The following is a 16,513-nucleotide window of genomic DNA, read 5'->3' as shown; positions in this document are numbered from 1 at the left end:
TAAAAACAGTCTCTTTTTTTTTTTCATAAAACGGATTCCACAGTTAATAAGCCTAAAACAACAAGTAGTAGAATGCTCTTAAAAAAATAATTGATTTTGAATTAACTTCGTTATTAGTAATTAAAAATTCAGTTTTTGTATATTTAAAATCTAACTAACGCTATTATGAAAAACATAACTTTCCTTTTTATTCTAATTTTCATCTCACAAAATGCCTTAAGTCAAGATTCTCAAGTAGTAGACACTACTAGAAGAGTTGCTAAAATTACCTATAGCAAAGATGGTAGCAATGTGAAATTTACACCAAAAACACCTCCATTAACTCAAATAGCAGGAGCTCCAACAGCATTCTACAAGCACTTTTGGGAACTAGGCGATGGTGACTATAGTAAAGAAGAAACACCTACAAAACAATACAAAAAAGAAGGTGAGTACGAAGTTAAATATTGGGCAACGAATGTTTACGATAACGGGAAACCACCAACATCTAGACCTAAAAAAATTAAAGTTGACAATGTTAACGACTCTGCAGAAGCCTCTGTATCTATGGTAGACGACCTTTCTCTTGTTCGAAACAGAGAACCAATGCCAAATGAAGAAATGGTTGTAGTGATGAGTTATAAAAACTATAAAGATTATGCTACTAGCGGAACACTTCATCTTTACTTTAACGAACAAAAGTATAAAGCAGACAATTTTGAATTAGCAGATACTAGACTTTATAATAACGAAAGACAAATAGAAAGTGAAGATCTTGTTTTTACGCACGACGTTGATGATGAACGTAGTTTTTATGCCTCGTCTAAAAGCGAAATAAATTTACTTCGCGCACGTTTTAAAGATTCTACAGAAAAGGAAGATCTTGAACTTACGCTTATGGAAACTAAAGCAACTTATAAAAAATCAAGCACTATTGCTTTTGAGGATATGAAACCCAACGAAGAACGCAATATTTTCTACACCTTTAAAACAACTCCAGAAATGCTAAAGGATACAAGTGCAATAATTTCGGTTAGAAGTATTTATATTCCAGATAATAATTATAAAACGCATAAAGTAAAAGACATGGAAATGGAGATTGTAACCTCACACGATCCTAATAAAATGTCTTCTAATTCTACGTTTTTAAACTATAGATTAGTTCGTTTTAAAAGACCAAAATTTAAAATTAGATTCCAAAATAATGGAGAAGGTCCTGCTAGTACTATTCGTTTAGAAACAGATATTCCAGACATGTTCGATAAATCTACCATTCGTGTAGAAGACATGTATCCAAAGGTTAAAATTTGCCCTAAAACGGAAGTCAATTACAGCTGTTTAGACACTACTTATACAGACAAGCAAGCTATTTTTACTTTCAAAAACATCTACTTACCTGGAAGCGAACAAAAAAACGTAAAGGATTACGATTCTACTCAAGGCTTTGTAAAATACAGTTTAAAGTTTGGGAAAGATTTTCATAAACAAAAAACAAAATCTAAAACGGCTATTATTTTCGATAAAAACGAACCTATAATTACCAACTACTCTACCACACGATTTTTACCTGGTATTTCTATTGGCGCAAAATCTGGATATAATTCGTTTAGCAACCTTGAAGATTCTAAGAGTTATTTTGTGGGTGCTACAATTTCACCTTACAAATCCTACAAATGGTATTGGCAAGTGGAGCTATTAAATAGCTTTCACAACTTTACTGGTAATACTAACATACAAGTGAGAGAAGAAGATACTGCTGCAGGATTAATATTAGAAAGAACCACCACAACAACAGCTTTTGAAAACATAGATTGGGAACTTCCAGTTTTAGCGAGATATAATATTAATAATTATATTGGTTTAGGCGCAGGTTTACAAGGTATGATTTCTTTAAACGAAAAGAGTACAGAAAGCGTAACGATAGAGCAAGCAGAAAGTATTAATAGCACTGCTTCTGGTCCTTATTCTACAATTAGTAATACGTCAAGCAATACAAAAAAAACTTTCACAAATTTTAGAACCGGTTTTCTTATAGAAGCAACTGCTGGTTTTGCAAGAATTGGTCCTAGCGTTGGTGCGCGATACGTTTTAAACTTTAAAGAAAACTACAACTACATGCAATTTTACGCCATCTGGAAATTCTGACGCTAAGCGCCTTTTAGCAACTCACTCTTGTGTTATTTTAATAGTTTCTTATAATTTTTTAATATGAAAAACCACTTACTCGTTCTCTGTTTTCTATGCTTTGGAAGTGTTTTTTCGCAGAATAGTTTAGAGGATAGAATTTATGAGGCTACAGATGTTTTTAACAACATAAAATCTGCTGAAGCACTAAATACGTTAAACAACGCTATTATAATATTTGAAGCCCAGCTTTCTACAACCGACGATTATTACGCGTTTGTAAACTTATTAGCTAATAAAGCGCATTATTTAAAAGCAGTAAATAAGAATACGCAAGCCATAAAAAGCTATGAAAAAGCCTGGCAACTTTATAATAAAAAAGTAGCTTCCGTTTACCAGTTTAATATTATTGATTTTTGTTTAATCCCTTTAGGTGTACTTTACAATAAAATTGGCGATTATACAGCTGCCGAAAACATTATAAAAACGTACATTTCTATTGCAGAAAAAGACAAAAACAATACGCAACGTGTTGCTGGTTCTATAAATTTATCGCGCTTATACCAAACTATTGGTAGACACCAACTAGCCATCGATATTGCTAATTACGAGCTCAATACAAAACAGGCTAATACACAACAAAAAAGCAAACTAAAATATATAAAATCAAGAAGCGAGATAAGGCTAAATAAAAAAGTAAGATTTACAGATAATGGTGGTATTGTTCTTAACCCTAAAACACAATCTATAGAGGAACTAGAATTAGCTTACGAAATAGCTTTTCAGAAAAAAGACTACACCTTAGCATTAAAGATTTTTAAAAATTTAAAATCGTTAAAAACCAATAAACTGTCTTCAGCTAATAATTTGTCTAAAATTTATATTGCCGAAGCACAGCTTAACTTATTACTTGAACAACCCAAAGAAGCTGAAAAAAACTTAAAAACAGCCTTAAAAACGCTACTTATTAATTACGACTCTAACGTATTTCCAGTTGAAACAGACTTGTATCCAGATAATGCGTTTATTGGAATTTTCGATTTATTTGCTGAAATACAAACCGATCCAAAAAAGACAATCGCGTATTACAACTTAAGTTTCTATGTTAGCGATTTGCTTACTCAAAATGTAACAGCTCAAGAAGGGAAACTAATTTTATTGAGTGAAAAGAGGAAACGAAGCGAAAAAAGCTTAGACATACTACATTATTTGCAAAACACGAGTAACGATTCTAAATACACATTAGAAGCTCTTCAACTTTCCGAGCGTTATAAGGCTTCCATTTTAAAAGAAATGGTTGGTAAAAAAGAATTATTAAAAATCCATCCAAACGATACACTTTTAATAACGCAACAAACACTTTTAAAAACACAAGAACAGCTCACCAATAAATTAATAAGAACTCCTTATTCTAATTTTAATGAAACGCAAAAACTTAAGCTTAGAGAAAAACTTTCTTCAATAAACATTGAATTAAAAAAGCTGAAAACTAAAATTGAAACTAGTTATCCTATTACTCCTGAAAGCTCTTTAAACATCTCAAAACTTAACTCTAAACTACAAACAGATCAAGCAACATTAGTAAATTACTTTTATGGTAAAAATGCGATTTATCAAATTATTGTTTCAGATAAAACAACTGCATTTAATAAAATTTCTTTAAATGAAACAAACACTCAAACTATAAAAAACTTTATTAAGTACTTTGATAGTCCATCGGCTATAAACAATAATATTTCAAAATTTACTAAAGATGCACATTTGCTTTATAATTTATTAAAGTTAGATGAAGTAAAAGACAAAAAGAACCTCATCATTATTCCAGATGGCTTTTTAAATTTTATTCCTTTTGATGCGCTTTTAACTACTAAAACCGAAAGTAAAACGTTCGAGAATATGCCGTTTTTTGTAAAATCTCATGTAGCGGTTTTTAACTCTAATGTTTCTTTATACTTAAAGGATACCTCAACAAAAAAAGAACAACGCATTTTAGGTGTTTTTCCTGTATTTAAAGGCACTTCTCAAGAGTTAGCTTATTCTATAGTTGAAGCAGAAAATCTTGAAAAAGAAATAGAGACAACACTATTAATGAATACTGATGCAACAAAATCTCGTTTTCTAAGTGAAGCTAAAAACTATTCTATTTTACATTTATCTACACATGGAACAAGTGGTGATTTTTTTAAGCCAGCACAAATAGCTTTTATAGACGAACCCATATCTACTAATGAGTTGTACAGTATCGATCTTAATCCAGAACTAGTAGTCTTGAGTGCTTGCGAAACTGGTGTTGGAGAAATAAAACGTGGTGAAGGAGCTCTTAGTATTGCTAGAGGTTTTCAATATGCTGGAGCAAAAAAAGTATTGTATTCACTTTGGCAAATTAGCGATTTATCAACTTCACAAATCATGACTTTGTTTTATAAACGATTAGATGACAGTAAATCTATAAGCTATGCAAATCAACAATCTAAACTAGATTATTTAAATAATGGAGATATTAAAAACTTAAAAAAATCGCCTTATTATTGGAGTGCGTTTACGCTTTATGGCAGTTTTGATAAAATTAAAGAAAGTAATAATTTAGGCCTGTTTATTGGTGTTTCGCTTGTAATTATACTACTTTTACTGTGGTTATTTAAACAAAAAAATGGAAAACGCACTTTGGGAATTTCTCCTCAAAAAAGAATATAAAAAGGTAAAATTAAGGCTTACAAAAACCAACCATTTTGAAGTAAAAGCTACAATTAATGGTGTAAAAGGTTTATTTATCTTAGACACAGGAGCTTCTAACAGTTGTATTGGTTTTGAAGATGTTACACTATTTAAACTTAATGCTAAACCATCAAATATAAAGGCAGCTGGAGCTGGCGCAATAGATATGCTAACCCAAACAGCATCAAAAAACACCATTAAAATAGGTAATTGGAAAAGTTCTAATGTTACTTTAGTGCTTTTCGATTTAACACATGTAAACACAGCGCTAACCATGCACAATGCAAAACCAGTAAATGGCATTATTGGTGCAGACGTCTTAAAAAAAGGAAAAGCAATTATAGATTATAATAAGAAATACCTATATTTAAAAAACGTTATAAAGTAGTAGTTTTCACCAAAAAATTTCCTTAAAATATGAGTACCTCCATTGTCATTGCAGACGATCATCCATTAATGTTGCGTGGTTTAAGTGATTTTTTATCATCCAAAGGATACAATATTTTAGGCAAAGCCGAAGATGGCCAAGCGGCTTACAACCTTATTATTAAACACAAGCCAGACATTGCTGTTCTCGATATAAGAATGCCGTATTTAACAGGCTTAGATGTTGCAGAACAATGCCAAAAACACGAGTTAAGAACTAAAGTGATTTTAATTACTTTCGATAACGAGGAAGAACTTTTTGATAAAGCTAGAGCATTTAATGTCTATGGTTATATTTTAAAAGAATTCGCAATTGAAGAAATTGAAATATGCATTGGACATGTAATAAAAAACGAAAAATATTTTAGTGAAGAAATAGCGTCTTATTTAAACTCTAAAATAAAATACTCTAATGCACATATTAAAGATTTATTGACTAAAACGGAGTTGAAAATTGTGAAGTTATTATCTAAAAACAAATCCAATCAAGAAATCTCTAACACATTACAAAGCTCAATAAGAACAATAGAAAAGCATAGAAGTAATACTGTAAAGAAATTAAAGCTTCAGAAATCTCATAATGCGCTAATGCTTTGGGCTAACTTGAATAAGGATTTATTCTAATTATATTTCTTAAAATTAGGATTCTAGCGTTTTGAATTCAAAAAAAAAATCGTTATTAAAAAGCGCTTTGTTTTTACTAAAACCTAAATAATATAACAATAGCAATACTCTCAAGGCTTTATTAGCAAAATATAGAGTCAAAAAAAATACGTAGTTCTACGTATTTTTTAAACCAATTATTCAAGCTATCTTTATATTGCTATTAACCGAATACTATTTAAGAGAACCTAGAGCTCTACATTATAACCTAATGTAGAGCTTCTCTTTTTAAATTGGTTTTCACAAATTAACATTTACGAGCTGTCTTGTTACTTCTATTCCTTATAATTTCAAAAAAAAAAAAACTAGAAACTAATAGAACTCGCGTTTTTATCTTCGAAGTAAAATTTAACTAACACATAAAAAAGTAGAACAAAATCATCGTGATTAACAGTAATCATTATATGTTTCAGTGTTTTCAATCTTTAAACTAAGCCTAAAAAAATACGTAGTTCTACGTATTTTTTAAACCAATTATTCAAGCTATATTTATATTGCTATTAACCGAATACTCTTTAAGAGGAACCAAAGCTCTACATTATATTATAATGTAGAGCTTCTCTTTTTTTTATCACTTTCCTTTACCAGCCATTACATATTAAAACCAGACACTTTTTCTATATATTATTGCTTTTCTATTTTTTAAATAAAAAGTAAAACATTTCTAAATTCGCGTTTTAAGCTTCAAAAAAAAACTAAAAAAACTAAACGTTAAACTGCTACAAAACACTAGAACTACCAATAAAAATAAGTGTCTTCAATGTTTTTAACTTCTTTTTTTATCTAAAAAAAATACGTAGTTCTACGTATTTTTTTAATCGTTTATTCAAGCTATCTTTATAATGCTATTAATTGGTTTTTAAGGGAAGAATTAATTAAAAAAACTCTGCATTATAAAAGGTGCAGAGTTTTTACTTTTTTTTTAAAAGAAACACCTACATCCATGGAAGAAATAAACAATACAAGAAACCATAAATTTATTATTGGGATTATTGTTTTTGCTGCAATTTTAATATGCTTTAACATTGCTACTATTTTTATAGACCAGTAACATAACACCTATAAAAAAAGCTCCTCGACTAGAGGAACTTTTCATTTATAAAAAAATTAATCTCTCGACATAAATATTCTTAAAATATACCAGAATAATAACATTAGAGAAGCAAACAAACCTAAAGCTGCAGGAATATAATCGTCTACAGTATATTTGTTTACCAAGTTAGATGTTTGATATAAAATAGATCCTCCAGCGAATAAACACATACCAACCGAAAACCATAATCCCATATTAAAACCAAAAAGAGTTCCTGCAACAATTAATCCTAATGCAATAAAGAAGCCTATTGTTAACCCTGTTTAAAAAAAATTGTTATGAACGACATATTAAAAAAAATCGAAACAGTTTAGGTTATCTTTTGAGTATCTTTGATGCTTTATTTTTTTGTTTAAAAAAAAATTGATTTTATACAACTATGTCTCGATATATTATATATCTATTATTTGGTTTACTACTTAACATAACAACAGCTTTTCAAGGTAACGCACAATCAAGAAATAATTTCAGTTTGTCTTATTTTGAAGATGTAGACTCTAAATACTCTTTAGAATCTGTTAAGCATGAAAAATTCACTTCAACCGAAAAAACATATGTTAATTTAGGGATTACAAAAAGCACACTTTGGCTTAAAGTAAAATTAAAAAAGAAAAATATAGGTTCAACAGCTGTTTTGGTTGTTAAAACACCACTTAAAGATGACATTAAACTTTCGTATGTATTAAAAAGTGGAGAGCTTATAGAAGAGTCTTTAGGTGTTAAGTATCCACACTCAAAAAATAAGTTTAACCATTTGGTACCAGCTTTTGAGATCCCCGTTACTAATTTAAAGTCTCCTATCGTTTTTATTAAAGTACAAAGTAGGTATTCTATGAAAGTGCCTGTTTTTATAAAAACAAAAGAAGCCTTTTATAAAGAACGAACCACAGAATATTTTCTTGGAGGATTACTTGTTGGTGGTTTATTTTTAATGGGTATCTATAATTTGTTTTTATTTTTTAGTACTAGAGACTCTAGTTATTTATTATATATTATTGCGTTGTTTTCAGCAATTTTATCACAAGGGTATCTTTTTGGAATTCTAATTCCTTATTTAAGCCCAGATTTTCCTGAGTTTTCTTTCAGGTTCCCTATCATTATTATGAGTATTACTGGTGTTTTTTCCTCTTGGTTTGCATTACAGTTTCTAGAACTTAAAAAAACAAGTAGATTTTTATACTATACATTACTAGTTTTAATATCACTCTTACTTTTTAATATTGTTTTAGAGCTCTTAAAAGTAGATTACTTATCTAGAAAATTAAATATTATTTTAATAGTAATTACATCAATAGCTATATTTTTATCTGCTGTATACAGTCTTATAAAAGGTAAAAAAATAGCGTTATACTTCACTATTGCTTGGACCTTTTACTTATTTGGCATGATAACGTTTGCGCTACAGAGTTTAGACGTATTACCTTATAATTCATTTACAGAACACATTATGCATTTTGGTACATTTTTAGAAGTAGTACTATTATCTTTTGCTTTAGGCCATAAATACAAACTAGTAAGAGATGAAAAAGAACGATTAGAAAAACAAACTAGAGAAGAATTAGAGCAATTAGTAAAAGAACAAACAAAAGAGTTAGAAACTTCTTTAGAAGAAAAAAAAGTGCTTTTAAAAGAAGTACATCATCGCGTTAAAAACAATTTACAAATAGTAATTAGCTTGTTAGATTTACAAGTAGCCTCCATTAAAGATATTAAAAATAAAGAAATAATTGCTCAAAGTAAATCTAGAGTATATTCTATGTCTTTAATTCATCAAAAACTCTATCAATCTAACAATTTAGCTAGAGTAAATATGAAAAATTATTTAGAAGAATTGTTTATATATATTCAAAACAGTTATTCTGAAATGAGTAATAAAGTAACGTACATCTGTTTAATAGATAACAAAGAATTAACTATAACACAAGCGGTTCCTTTAGGCCTAATTGTAAATGAATTATTAACGAATAGTTTTAAGTACGGCCTTCAAAATAAAGAAAATAACACATTAAAAATATCCCTCGTTTTTAACAAAGATACTGCGGTTTTAGAAATAGCAGATTCAGGTTTAGGTTTTGAGGAAAAAGAACAACAGCAAGGCGTTAAAAAGTCGTTAGGTTTGTTTTTAGTGAAATCATTAAGCAAACAACTAAGAGCAACTTCTGTGCGTTATTTTGCCAGTGGATTATTTATAACACAAATAACTATTCCGCTTGAAAAAAATAGTTTAATAAAAAAGAAGTAAACTAAATTACCATGAAAAATAAGAAAATATTAATTGTAGAAGACGAGCAAATTATAGCTGAAAATTTACGTTTAATCCTTAACGAATATGGATATAATTTTGTAGACGTAGCAATGGATGTTGAAGAAACAGAAGCGTTTTTTAAAAACACATCGTATGATTTAGTTTTAATGGATATTAACCTCGGAGAAACGAGTATAATAGATGGTATTGATTTAATAAAAATATTATTACAAGAGCACTCTTTTGTTTACATATATGTAACGGCTAATGCCGATAAAAAAACAATTGATAAAGCTAAAAAAACAAGTCCTGTTGGTTATATAATTAAGCCTTTTATAAAAACTTCTATCTACGCAAATGTAGAAATGGCTTTAAGTACGTTAAACAAACAACAAGTATTCAACCATAGCTATAAAGGGCGTAAACAACAAATATTAATTTCGGATATAGCATACATAGCAGCAGATGGTGCTTATATAAAAATTATAACTCTAGATAATAAAACTCATTTTTCCAGAAAATCGTTATTAGATTTTTACGATGAATTTCCTGAAATGTTTATTAGAGTTCATAAATCTAATTTAATAAACAAACACCATCTTCAGTCCTATTCTAGCCAAATTGTTAAAGTTAATAACGAAGATATTCCTTTAGGGAGAATGTACAAGCAAAATTTCTTGGATCAAATTAAAGATTTATCTTTTCTTTAAAAAAAGCATTTAGATTAATACTAAATAATACGATTCAATCTATTAATGGTGTTTCCTAGAAAAAAACCTTTATATCATTACAACAACAAATAGAGATACAGGTAAAATATAACTGCAATTATTCCTTACCAAGTTGAAATCATTTTAAACGTATAGAAGGCATTCCTTTTGTTAAAAAGGCTGTTATAAAAGGATGCGTAATCTATTTATGCATTCTGTGGAAATTAAATTGTAGGATTCAAATTTACTGTAGATGAACATCAATTTTGCTAAAACAGTGTCGTTTACAACAAAATAGTGTCGTTTGTGATGTTTTGTTGTAGACAATTAAAATTGGGTGTATTCTTGTCGCCTAATTTAAAAATATTTAGAATGAAAAAAATATTACCTTTAATTGCGTTGTTTATCTGTACAACTCTTTTTTCTCAAAACAGACCAGTGCCAAATTATCATTTGGAAGTATTAAACCCTAATAGTAATTATAATGAAATTACTAATGCTGTTGAACCTATTCTAATTGCGAATCAAGAAAATGCCGTTACAAAAACCGAAAAGAAAAATGCTGAAAAAGCATTAAAACAATTTGGAAGATGGCAATATTTCTGGAAAGAAAGAACAGATAGTCAAGGAAATATTACATTATCTGGTGGTGAAGATGAATTATCAAGAATATCACCTAACACACCTTTTAGCGAAATTTTCAACACACAACAAAACAATCAAAAAAGTAATAATAATTCTCCTTGGGTACAAGTAGGTCCAACAACTTCTCCAAATCCTCATGGTTATGTTGCTTTTCCTGGTCAAGGATTAATAAACGTTATTAGACCTCTTACTGGTACTGTAGCTTTAGCTGGTGCATCAAACGGTGGAATATGGAAAACTGATGACATAACAAGTACAACACCTAACTGGACACCAAAAACCGATTATTTAGCTAGAATTGGTATTGTAGATATTAAAGCTGCAAGTAATAATTCTATCTATGCATTAACTGGAGATAGAGATGCTCAAGATCGAAGTAAATCTATTGGAGTTATAAAATCTACAGACGCTGGAGATAACTGGGCTACAACTTCTTTAGTTTTAGATCCTACACAAATAGCTTACATTAGTAATTTAGGAATGAAACCTAACGATAACAATAAAATGTTTTTTGCTGTAAATAGTGCATCTGGCATTAAACAATACGCTACTACAGATGGTTGGGCAACACATCAAGAGTATAACAATAATAATCTACAATATGCTAATGATGTATTATACACAAACGATTTTATTTTAGTTTCTAACATTTTTGGAAGGATTTTTAAGTCTGAAGATGATGGAGTTACTTTTACTCAAATTTACGACAATGAAGAAGGTGCTGGTAACATTGTATTAAGATTTAATCAATCTCACAATAGTGGTGATGTTTATTTTTTAGCAGCTAAAAAAAATGGAGCAAAAGTATATAAGTTAACAACTAGCGAAATACTAAATGCAACTGGTGTAATTAGTGCTACTCAAGTAGGTACAGATTTAACAACTTATGAGCCTCAAGGACTATACAACGTTGCTTTTAGTGTAAGTTCAGTAGATGCAAACAGAATATTTGTTTTAGGCGTAAATGGATGGTACACTAAAGATGCTGGTTCCACTTGGACAATGAAGTTAGATGCTTATAATTCACAAAATTCTGGAGAAACTTATGTACACCCAGATCATCACTTTATTACGCATACTACAGGCTCTAAATGGTGGTTAACACACGATGGTGGTATTACAGAACTAGACATGACAACTTTTGATACTAGTTCTGGAGTTGCAGGAGCTGTAGATAAAACTAATAATTTACAGATTGGTCAAATTTACCATTCGGCAATTACCGATAGTGCAACTTTTACAGATGCTTTATTAGGATTACAAGATAATGATGGTATGTCAATAAGTCCAAATACACAAAGTGGTAACTGGGTTGCTGTACAAGCAGGAGATGGAACTGCTGCTGCTATAAGCCCAACAAATCCGTTAGTAAGATTAATTGGTGGAACAAGAGGCGCATTAAGTAGAACAACAACTGCATACCAAGCAAACTCAAATGATCAAACTACAATATTACCTGCAAATAATGACGCTCTTTTTGCTGGTAAAGCAATTTTCCATAACACTAACGGGAATTTTGCGTTAGCTACTTGGGCTGCAACTGGAGTAAGTTATAATGGCGGAGCAGGCTTTGGTTATCTAACAGAAGTACAGTCTTTAGGTCAAACACAGGAGATGGATCTTTGGGACTCAAGATGTGCAGTAATAGGAGCAAATGGTCAAAGTCACTTAGATGTTAATTCTACTCTTATGACTTTTTCTAATGTTCAAACAATAACACAACCTTCTGGTGTTACACAAAATTTTAATTCTATTTGTGTAAATAGTGCGACTTCTGGTGTTACTTATGCTACTATTTCTGGATATGATGCTGCTAATAAAGTTTTTAGATCTACAGATAATGGTGTTACTTGGACTAACATAACACACAATTTACCAAATGTGGTTATGAAAAAAGTATTAAACAAAGTAACAGATTTAGGTGGCAATGATGAAATTCTATTTTTAGGAACCGAAGTTGGTGTCTATTATAAACTAGGAGCTGCAAGTACTAATTGGATTAAGTTGGGTAATAACCTACCAAATGTTACTGTAACAGATATGTCTATTAATTACGCTCAAAAGAAGCTATATGCAGCTACTTTTGGTAGAGGATTCTGGTCTATAAATATTGATAATAACACACTTAGTAATGATGACCTAACTTTAGCCTTAGAATCTGCATTAAAAGTATATCCAGTACCATCGTCTAATAACAATGTATTGGTAAAACTGCCTAATAATATTGATGAGGCTAACTATTCTATTTATAGCTATATTGGTTCTAAAATTGTTAGCGGTTCTATTACTACAACAAATAACAAATTAAATACTTACGCATTAAGTGCTGGTAGTTACATTGTTGTTTTTAATATTAATGAAACTCAAGTTTCTAAGAAGATTATTATTAAATAATTTTAATGAATAAATTAGGTCAACTATTATTACTAATGTTACTTTTTAACTGTAAAAGTTATAAGCAAAAAATTTCAAATGCAGAGGTATATATTGAAATGCCTGGTTTGCAAAATATGTCATCTTATAATGTACTAAGGTTTTCTATAAAAACTAAAGATACCATGTTAATTAACCAAGAGATCATTGAAATTAATAGTAATACAATATTTAATATTAATTCTATTTTAGATAAAGATAATGTGCTCCAAAAAAAGGACATAGAACTAAAACCAGGATTTTATAACATAGTAGCGAAGTCTAATAACAATGATTTAAAATTAAATAAGACACTTCAATTTAAAACAAAGATTAATAATTACAACATAATAATTAATCCTAAAAAATTAAGTGATTTAAAAATGAAATAATACAACAGTATATTAATTAACAATAAAAGCAACACCTTACTTCTTAGAATTAAGTGTTGCTTTTTTATTTTTAATCTTTTTTTTCTACAGCTTTCATTTATTCATGAATAATTTAAAAACAAGATTATTCAAAAATCCCGTTAAAGACCTTAAACTCTTCATTTAAATACGGTAATTAGGTTCTTTAGAATTTAACAAGATTCAATTCAGTTTTCACTTAATCTTATAATGTTTTTCTTCTACAGATCTAACGGTATGATTAAGTATAAATACGGTGTCTCTGTTTTTAAAACCCATAAACAAATAGTAACACAACAGGCTATCAGGCTCGTTAAGTTCTGGGTATTTTTTAAAATTTATTGAAAAAAAATCACAGAAGGTGTTTCTAGAGCAGAAACCTTTATTTCATTGCAACAACAAATAGATAGATTAAGATATAATCATCACTTAGAGATATTTTTTGAGGCATAAAAAACAATGTATCGAGAAGTTATTACTTTTTTTTGATTACTCGATACAATTTCGTTAAAAAACGGAATCACAAGAACTGACAATACAAAAAGCTCCTAAAATTGAGAAGCTTTTTGTATATATAATCTTTAAAAGAATTTAATCTCTCGACATAAATATTCTTAAAATATACCAGAATAATAACATTAGAGAAGCAAACAAACCTAAAGCTGCAGGAATATAATCGTCTACAGTATATTTGTTTACCAAGTTAGATGTTTGATATAAAATAGATCCTCCAGCTAATAAACACATACCAACCGAAAACCATAATCCCATATTAAAACCAAAAAGAGTTCCTGCAACAATTAATCCTAATGCAATAAAGAAGCCTATTGTTAACCCTGTTTTTAAGAATGAAAAATCCTTTTTTGTTACAAACACTACAGCTGTTAATCCTGAGAATAATGCTAGAGTAACTATACCTGCTTGTTGTAAAATTTCTCCTCCTGCTTCCATATAAAAAGCAGCAATATAAATCATTGGAATAAAAATAAAAGCTTCGGCCAAAATATATAATCCAAAAGCTAAGTATTGTTTATTTTTATCTGGCGTTTTTAAAGCCATTCTTTCAGCATAATTAGTAATAAACATAAAACCGCCTAGCATTATTAACCACTTAAACCCTTCTGTCATTGACATAGCAAAGTTTACTATAGTTTCGCTTTGTAATAAAAGGTATTCAAAAAATATAAATACTAATACACCTACTGCAACATGCGCATATGTTTTTTTATAAAATGCTACGCGTTCTTCTTGTGCTAAAGCACTAAGTGCCATACGTTGTTGTGGTATTGGGTTTTCGAAAGAGTTTTCCATATAATTATTTATCTTATTTTTAGTTTTTAATCCCTAGATCCAAATATTCTTAAAGCAAAGTATAATAAAGAAGCAATTGCTCCAAGTGCAGCCACTAAATAAGTTCTTGCAGCCCATTTAAGAGCGTCTTTCGAACCATTATACTCTTCTGGAGTCACAATGTTTTTATTTTTTAACCATGCCAATGCTCGATTACTAGCATCGTATTCTACAGGTAAAGTTACCACACTAAACAGTGTAGCAAAACCCATCATTATTAAACCTGCGATAGCTACATATTTACCAGCGACTCCCATAGCCTCGGTTGCCATTAAAGCAACACCTCCAAAAATAACCCATTGAGATATACTAGATGTAACTTGAACAACTGGCACTAATTTTGAGCGCATAGTTAAATACTTATAAGCTGTTGCATGCTGTACCGCATGACCACATTCGTGTGCGGCAACAGCTGCTGCAGATGCGTTACGCTCACCATAAACAACCTCACTTAAGTTAACTGTTTTATTTGCAGGATTGTAATGGTCTGTTAATTGTCCAGGAGTAGAAATAACCTCTACGTCTCTAATACCATGGTCTGCTAGCATTTTTCTAGCAATCTCTGCACCACTCATTCCATTTCTTAAATGAACCTTAGAGTATTTAGCAAATTTCTTTTTTAATTGGTTGCTAACCAACCAGCTTACTACAGATATTATTCCTATAATAACATAGTAACCCATATAACCTGTTCCAATCATAATTTTAATATTTTAATCCTTCTTTAAAGATAACAAAAAGTGAGCCACTTTTCGTACAAGAAGTTTTGTCAGCTTATTGTTTTATTAAGTTTGCTTTTTGGGTTACTGTTACAGGATAACTTATAACCTCTGTACTATTTTCGGTCGCTTTCATAATTGTTTTAGCATTTACCGGAAAATACAATATCAAAAGTCATATAGTCTATAAAAAAAGTCTCTGTAGTCATTAACAAATTACCACCTACTTCAAAAACATTATAAAGCGTATTATCTACTAATTTTACACCTAAAACAATGCCGTTATTTTCATCGATTATGTCCTCTCCTTTTTCCTTATCTATAGTTTTTAAAGTATAATTTCTATCGTTACGTTTACCATCAAAAATATAGACAATTTTGTAATTATAAATCCCAACTGAATCTGTTTGGGTTAAATAAAATTCCATACCAATACTTTGTATGCCTTTAGTATTGGTAATTTCTAGGTCTCCTTTATAGATACCAAAATAATTTTCTGGAAAGGTTAAAGTGCCATCTTGCGCTTTCGCGGAAAAACTAATCACTACTAATAAAAGTGTAAAAATGAATTTAATGAGTTTTGTTTACTAAAATAAACAAAGTTTTCTTATTCGTTAGATTGAATAACTTCTACTACATAACCTGCTTCAAAAAGAATAATTAGTTTTTCTTTTTTTTCTTCAAAAAAACTTGGCGGTGTTCCTAACGGATAAACCAATTGTTCTTTTCCATTAGCTTTTGAGGATCTCATATTATTTCCTAATAAAAATATAATCTCTTGTTTTGTTTTACCGATTATCAATTTATTTTCAATAATCTCATCAGTCATTTTGTATCGCTTATAAGAATAAGTCTTCCAATTTTCCTTAGTAAATTGTTCTTCAAATAACCAAATTAAAGTTTTAGACACTATAAAGGCTACTAAGAAAAATATCCCAATTTGGTCTATTTTACTAACCTTTAAACCTTTTAATCTAACCAAGAATACTTTAAACCTCATTAACATTGTTAGTTTTCCACCT

At 29.6% G+C, this 16,513-nt stretch carries 12 protein-coding genes and 1 pseudogene; 8 read left to right on the top strand and 5 right to left on the bottom strand.

Translation table 11 applies throughout. From position 1 onward, the window contains the following. Positions 1–165: 165 nt before the first annotated feature. The 4 genes from CW733_RS14135 to CW733_RS14120 all read left to right on the top strand — a co-directional run bounded on the left by CW733_RS14135 (position 166) and on the right by CW733_RS14120 (position 5,868). Complete coding sequence (locus CW733_RS14135) at positions 166–2,124, top strand: PKD domain-containing protein (RefSeq protein ID WP_100997807.1); 1,959 nt, start codon at positions 166–168, stop codon at positions 2,122–2,124. Between the two features lie 63 nt (positions 2,125–2,187). Next, a complete protein-coding gene (locus tag CW733_RS14130) occupies positions 2,188–4,797 on the top strand; it encodes a CHAT domain-containing protein (RefSeq protein WP_100997804.1) in 2,610 nt (869 codons plus the stop codon). Next, on the top strand, positions 4,754–5,206 hold the full coding sequence (locus CW733_RS14125) for a retropepsin-like aspartic protease (protein ID WP_100997802.1): 453 nt from the start codon (positions 4,754–4,756) through the stop codon (positions 5,204–5,206). Before CW733_RS14130 ends, CW733_RS14125 begins: the two co-directional genes overlap by 44 nt. 29 nt (positions 5,207–5,235) lie before the next feature. Next, positions 5,236–5,868 carry a response regulator transcription factor gene (locus CW733_RS14120; protein ID WP_100997800.1) on the top strand — a complete coding sequence of 211 codons (633 nt, stop codon included), beginning with the start codon at positions 5,236–5,238 and terminating at the stop codon, positions 5,866–5,868. A 1,146-nt stretch (positions 5,869–7,014) separates the two neighbouring features. Here CW733_RS14120 and CW733_RS14115 read toward each other — a convergent pair. Further along, positions 7,015–7,257, bottom strand: a pseudogene (locus tag CW733_RS14115) (Bax inhibitor-1 family protein); the annotation flags it as partial. Positions 7,258–7,379: 122 nt separating this feature from the next. On the opposite strand from CW733_RS14115, the gene CW733_RS14110 reads away from it, so the two are divergent. The 4 genes from CW733_RS14110 to CW733_RS14095 all read left to right on the top strand — a co-directional run bounded on the left by CW733_RS14110 (position 7,380) and on the right by CW733_RS14095 (position 13,404). After that, entirely contained in the window at positions 7,380–9,242 is a 1,863-nt protein-coding gene (locus CW733_RS14110) for a 7TM diverse intracellular signaling domain-containing protein (protein ID WP_100997798.1), read from the top strand. A gap of 11 nt (positions 9,243–9,253) precedes the next feature. Then, complete coding sequence (locus CW733_RS14105; RefSeq protein ID WP_100997796.1) at positions 9,254–9,955, top strand: response regulator transcription factor; 702 nt, start codon at positions 9,254–9,256, stop codon at positions 9,953–9,955. A 372-nt stretch (positions 9,956–10,327) separates the two neighbouring features. Beyond that, entirely contained in the window at positions 10,328–12,994 is a 2,667-nt protein-coding gene (locus CW733_RS14100) for a T9SS type A sorting domain-containing protein (protein WP_157811588.1), read from the top strand. Positions 12,995–12,999: 5 nt separating this feature from the next. Next, positions 13,000–13,404, top strand: a complete 405-nt coding sequence (locus tag CW733_RS14095) for a hypothetical protein (protein ID WP_157811587.1) — start codon at positions 13,000–13,002, stop codon at positions 13,402–13,404. A 609-nt stretch (positions 13,405–14,013) separates the two neighbouring features. Here CW733_RS14095 and CW733_RS14090 read toward each other — a convergent pair. From CW733_RS14090 to CW733_RS14075, 4 genes are all read right to left on the bottom strand, one after another. After that, positions 14,014–14,733: a Bax inhibitor-1 family protein gene (locus CW733_RS14090; RefSeq protein WP_100997791.1), complete on the bottom strand. Its 720-nt coding sequence runs from the start codon at positions 14,731–14,733 to the stop codon at positions 14,014–14,016. 26 nt (positions 14,734–14,759) lie between these two features. Further along, the gene (locus CW733_RS14085) at positions 14,760–15,473 is read right to left on the bottom strand and encodes a zinc metallopeptidase (protein ID WP_100997790.1); all 714 of its coding nucleotides are present in this window, start codon (positions 15,471–15,473) and stop codon (positions 14,760–14,762) included. Positions 15,474–15,634: 161 nt separating this feature from the next. Next, the gene (locus tag CW733_RS14080; protein ID WP_100997789.1) at positions 15,635–16,036 is read right to left on the bottom strand and encodes a hypothetical protein; all 402 of its coding nucleotides are present in this window, start codon (positions 16,034–16,036) and stop codon (positions 15,635–15,637) included. Between the two features lie 62 nt (positions 16,037–16,098). After that, on the bottom strand, positions 16,099–16,491 hold the full coding sequence (locus CW733_RS14075; protein WP_157811586.1) for a hypothetical protein: 393 nt from the start codon (positions 16,489–16,491) through the stop codon (positions 16,099–16,101). Positions 16,492–16,513 lie beyond the last annotated feature (22 nt).

Source organism: Lacinutrix sp. Bg11-31 (assembly GCF_002831665.1).
Lineage (GTDB): Bacteria > Bacteroidota > Bacteroidia > Flavobacteriales > Flavobacteriaceae > Lacinutrix.
The sequence above is the reverse complement of the archived record's forward strand: the minus strand, read 5'-3'. Positions and strand labels throughout refer to the sequence as shown.

What these genes read in the sequence shown, in the direction of transcription:
- CW733_RS14105 (WP_100997796.1), top strand. Translation starts at nt 9,254, where the DNA reads ATGAAAAATAAGAAAATATTAATTGTAGAAGACGAGCAAATTATAGCT.
- CW733_RS14125 (WP_100997802.1), top strand. Translation starts at nt 4,754, where the DNA reads ATGGAAAACGCACTTTGGGAATTTCTCCTCAAAAAAGAATATAAAAAG.
- CW733_RS14075 (WP_157811586.1), bottom strand. Translation starts at nt 16,491, where the DNA reads ATGAGGTTTAAAGTATTCTTGGTTAGATTAAAAGGTTTAAAGGTTAGT.
- CW733_RS14130 (WP_100997804.1), top strand. Translation starts at nt 2,188, where the DNA reads ATGAAAAACCACTTACTCGTTCTCTGTTTTCTATGCTTTGGAAGTGTT.
- CW733_RS14100 (WP_157811588.1), top strand. Translation starts at nt 10,328, where the DNA reads ATGAAAAAAATATTACCTTTAATTGCGTTGTTTATCTGTACAACTCTT.
- CW733_RS14135 (WP_100997807.1), top strand. Translation starts at nt 166, where the DNA reads ATGAAAAACATAACTTTCCTTTTTATTCTAATTTTCATCTCACAAAAT.
- CW733_RS14085 (WP_100997790.1), bottom strand. Translation starts at nt 15,473, where the DNA reads ATGATTGGAACAGGTTATATGGGTTACTATGTTATTATAGGAATAATA.
- CW733_RS14090 (WP_100997791.1), bottom strand. Translation starts at nt 14,733, where the DNA reads ATGGAAAACTCTTTCGAAAACCCAATACCACAACAACGTATGGCACTT.
- CW733_RS14095 (WP_157811587.1), top strand. Translation starts at nt 13,000, where the DNA reads ATGAATAAATTAGGTCAACTATTATTACTAATGTTACTTTTTAACTGT.
- CW733_RS14110 (WP_100997798.1), top strand. Translation starts at nt 7,380, where the DNA reads ATGTCTCGATATATTATATATCTATTATTTGGTTTACTACTTAACATA.
- CW733_RS14120 (WP_100997800.1), top strand. Translation starts at nt 5,236, where the DNA reads ATGAGTACCTCCATTGTCATTGCAGACGATCATCCATTAATGTTGCGT.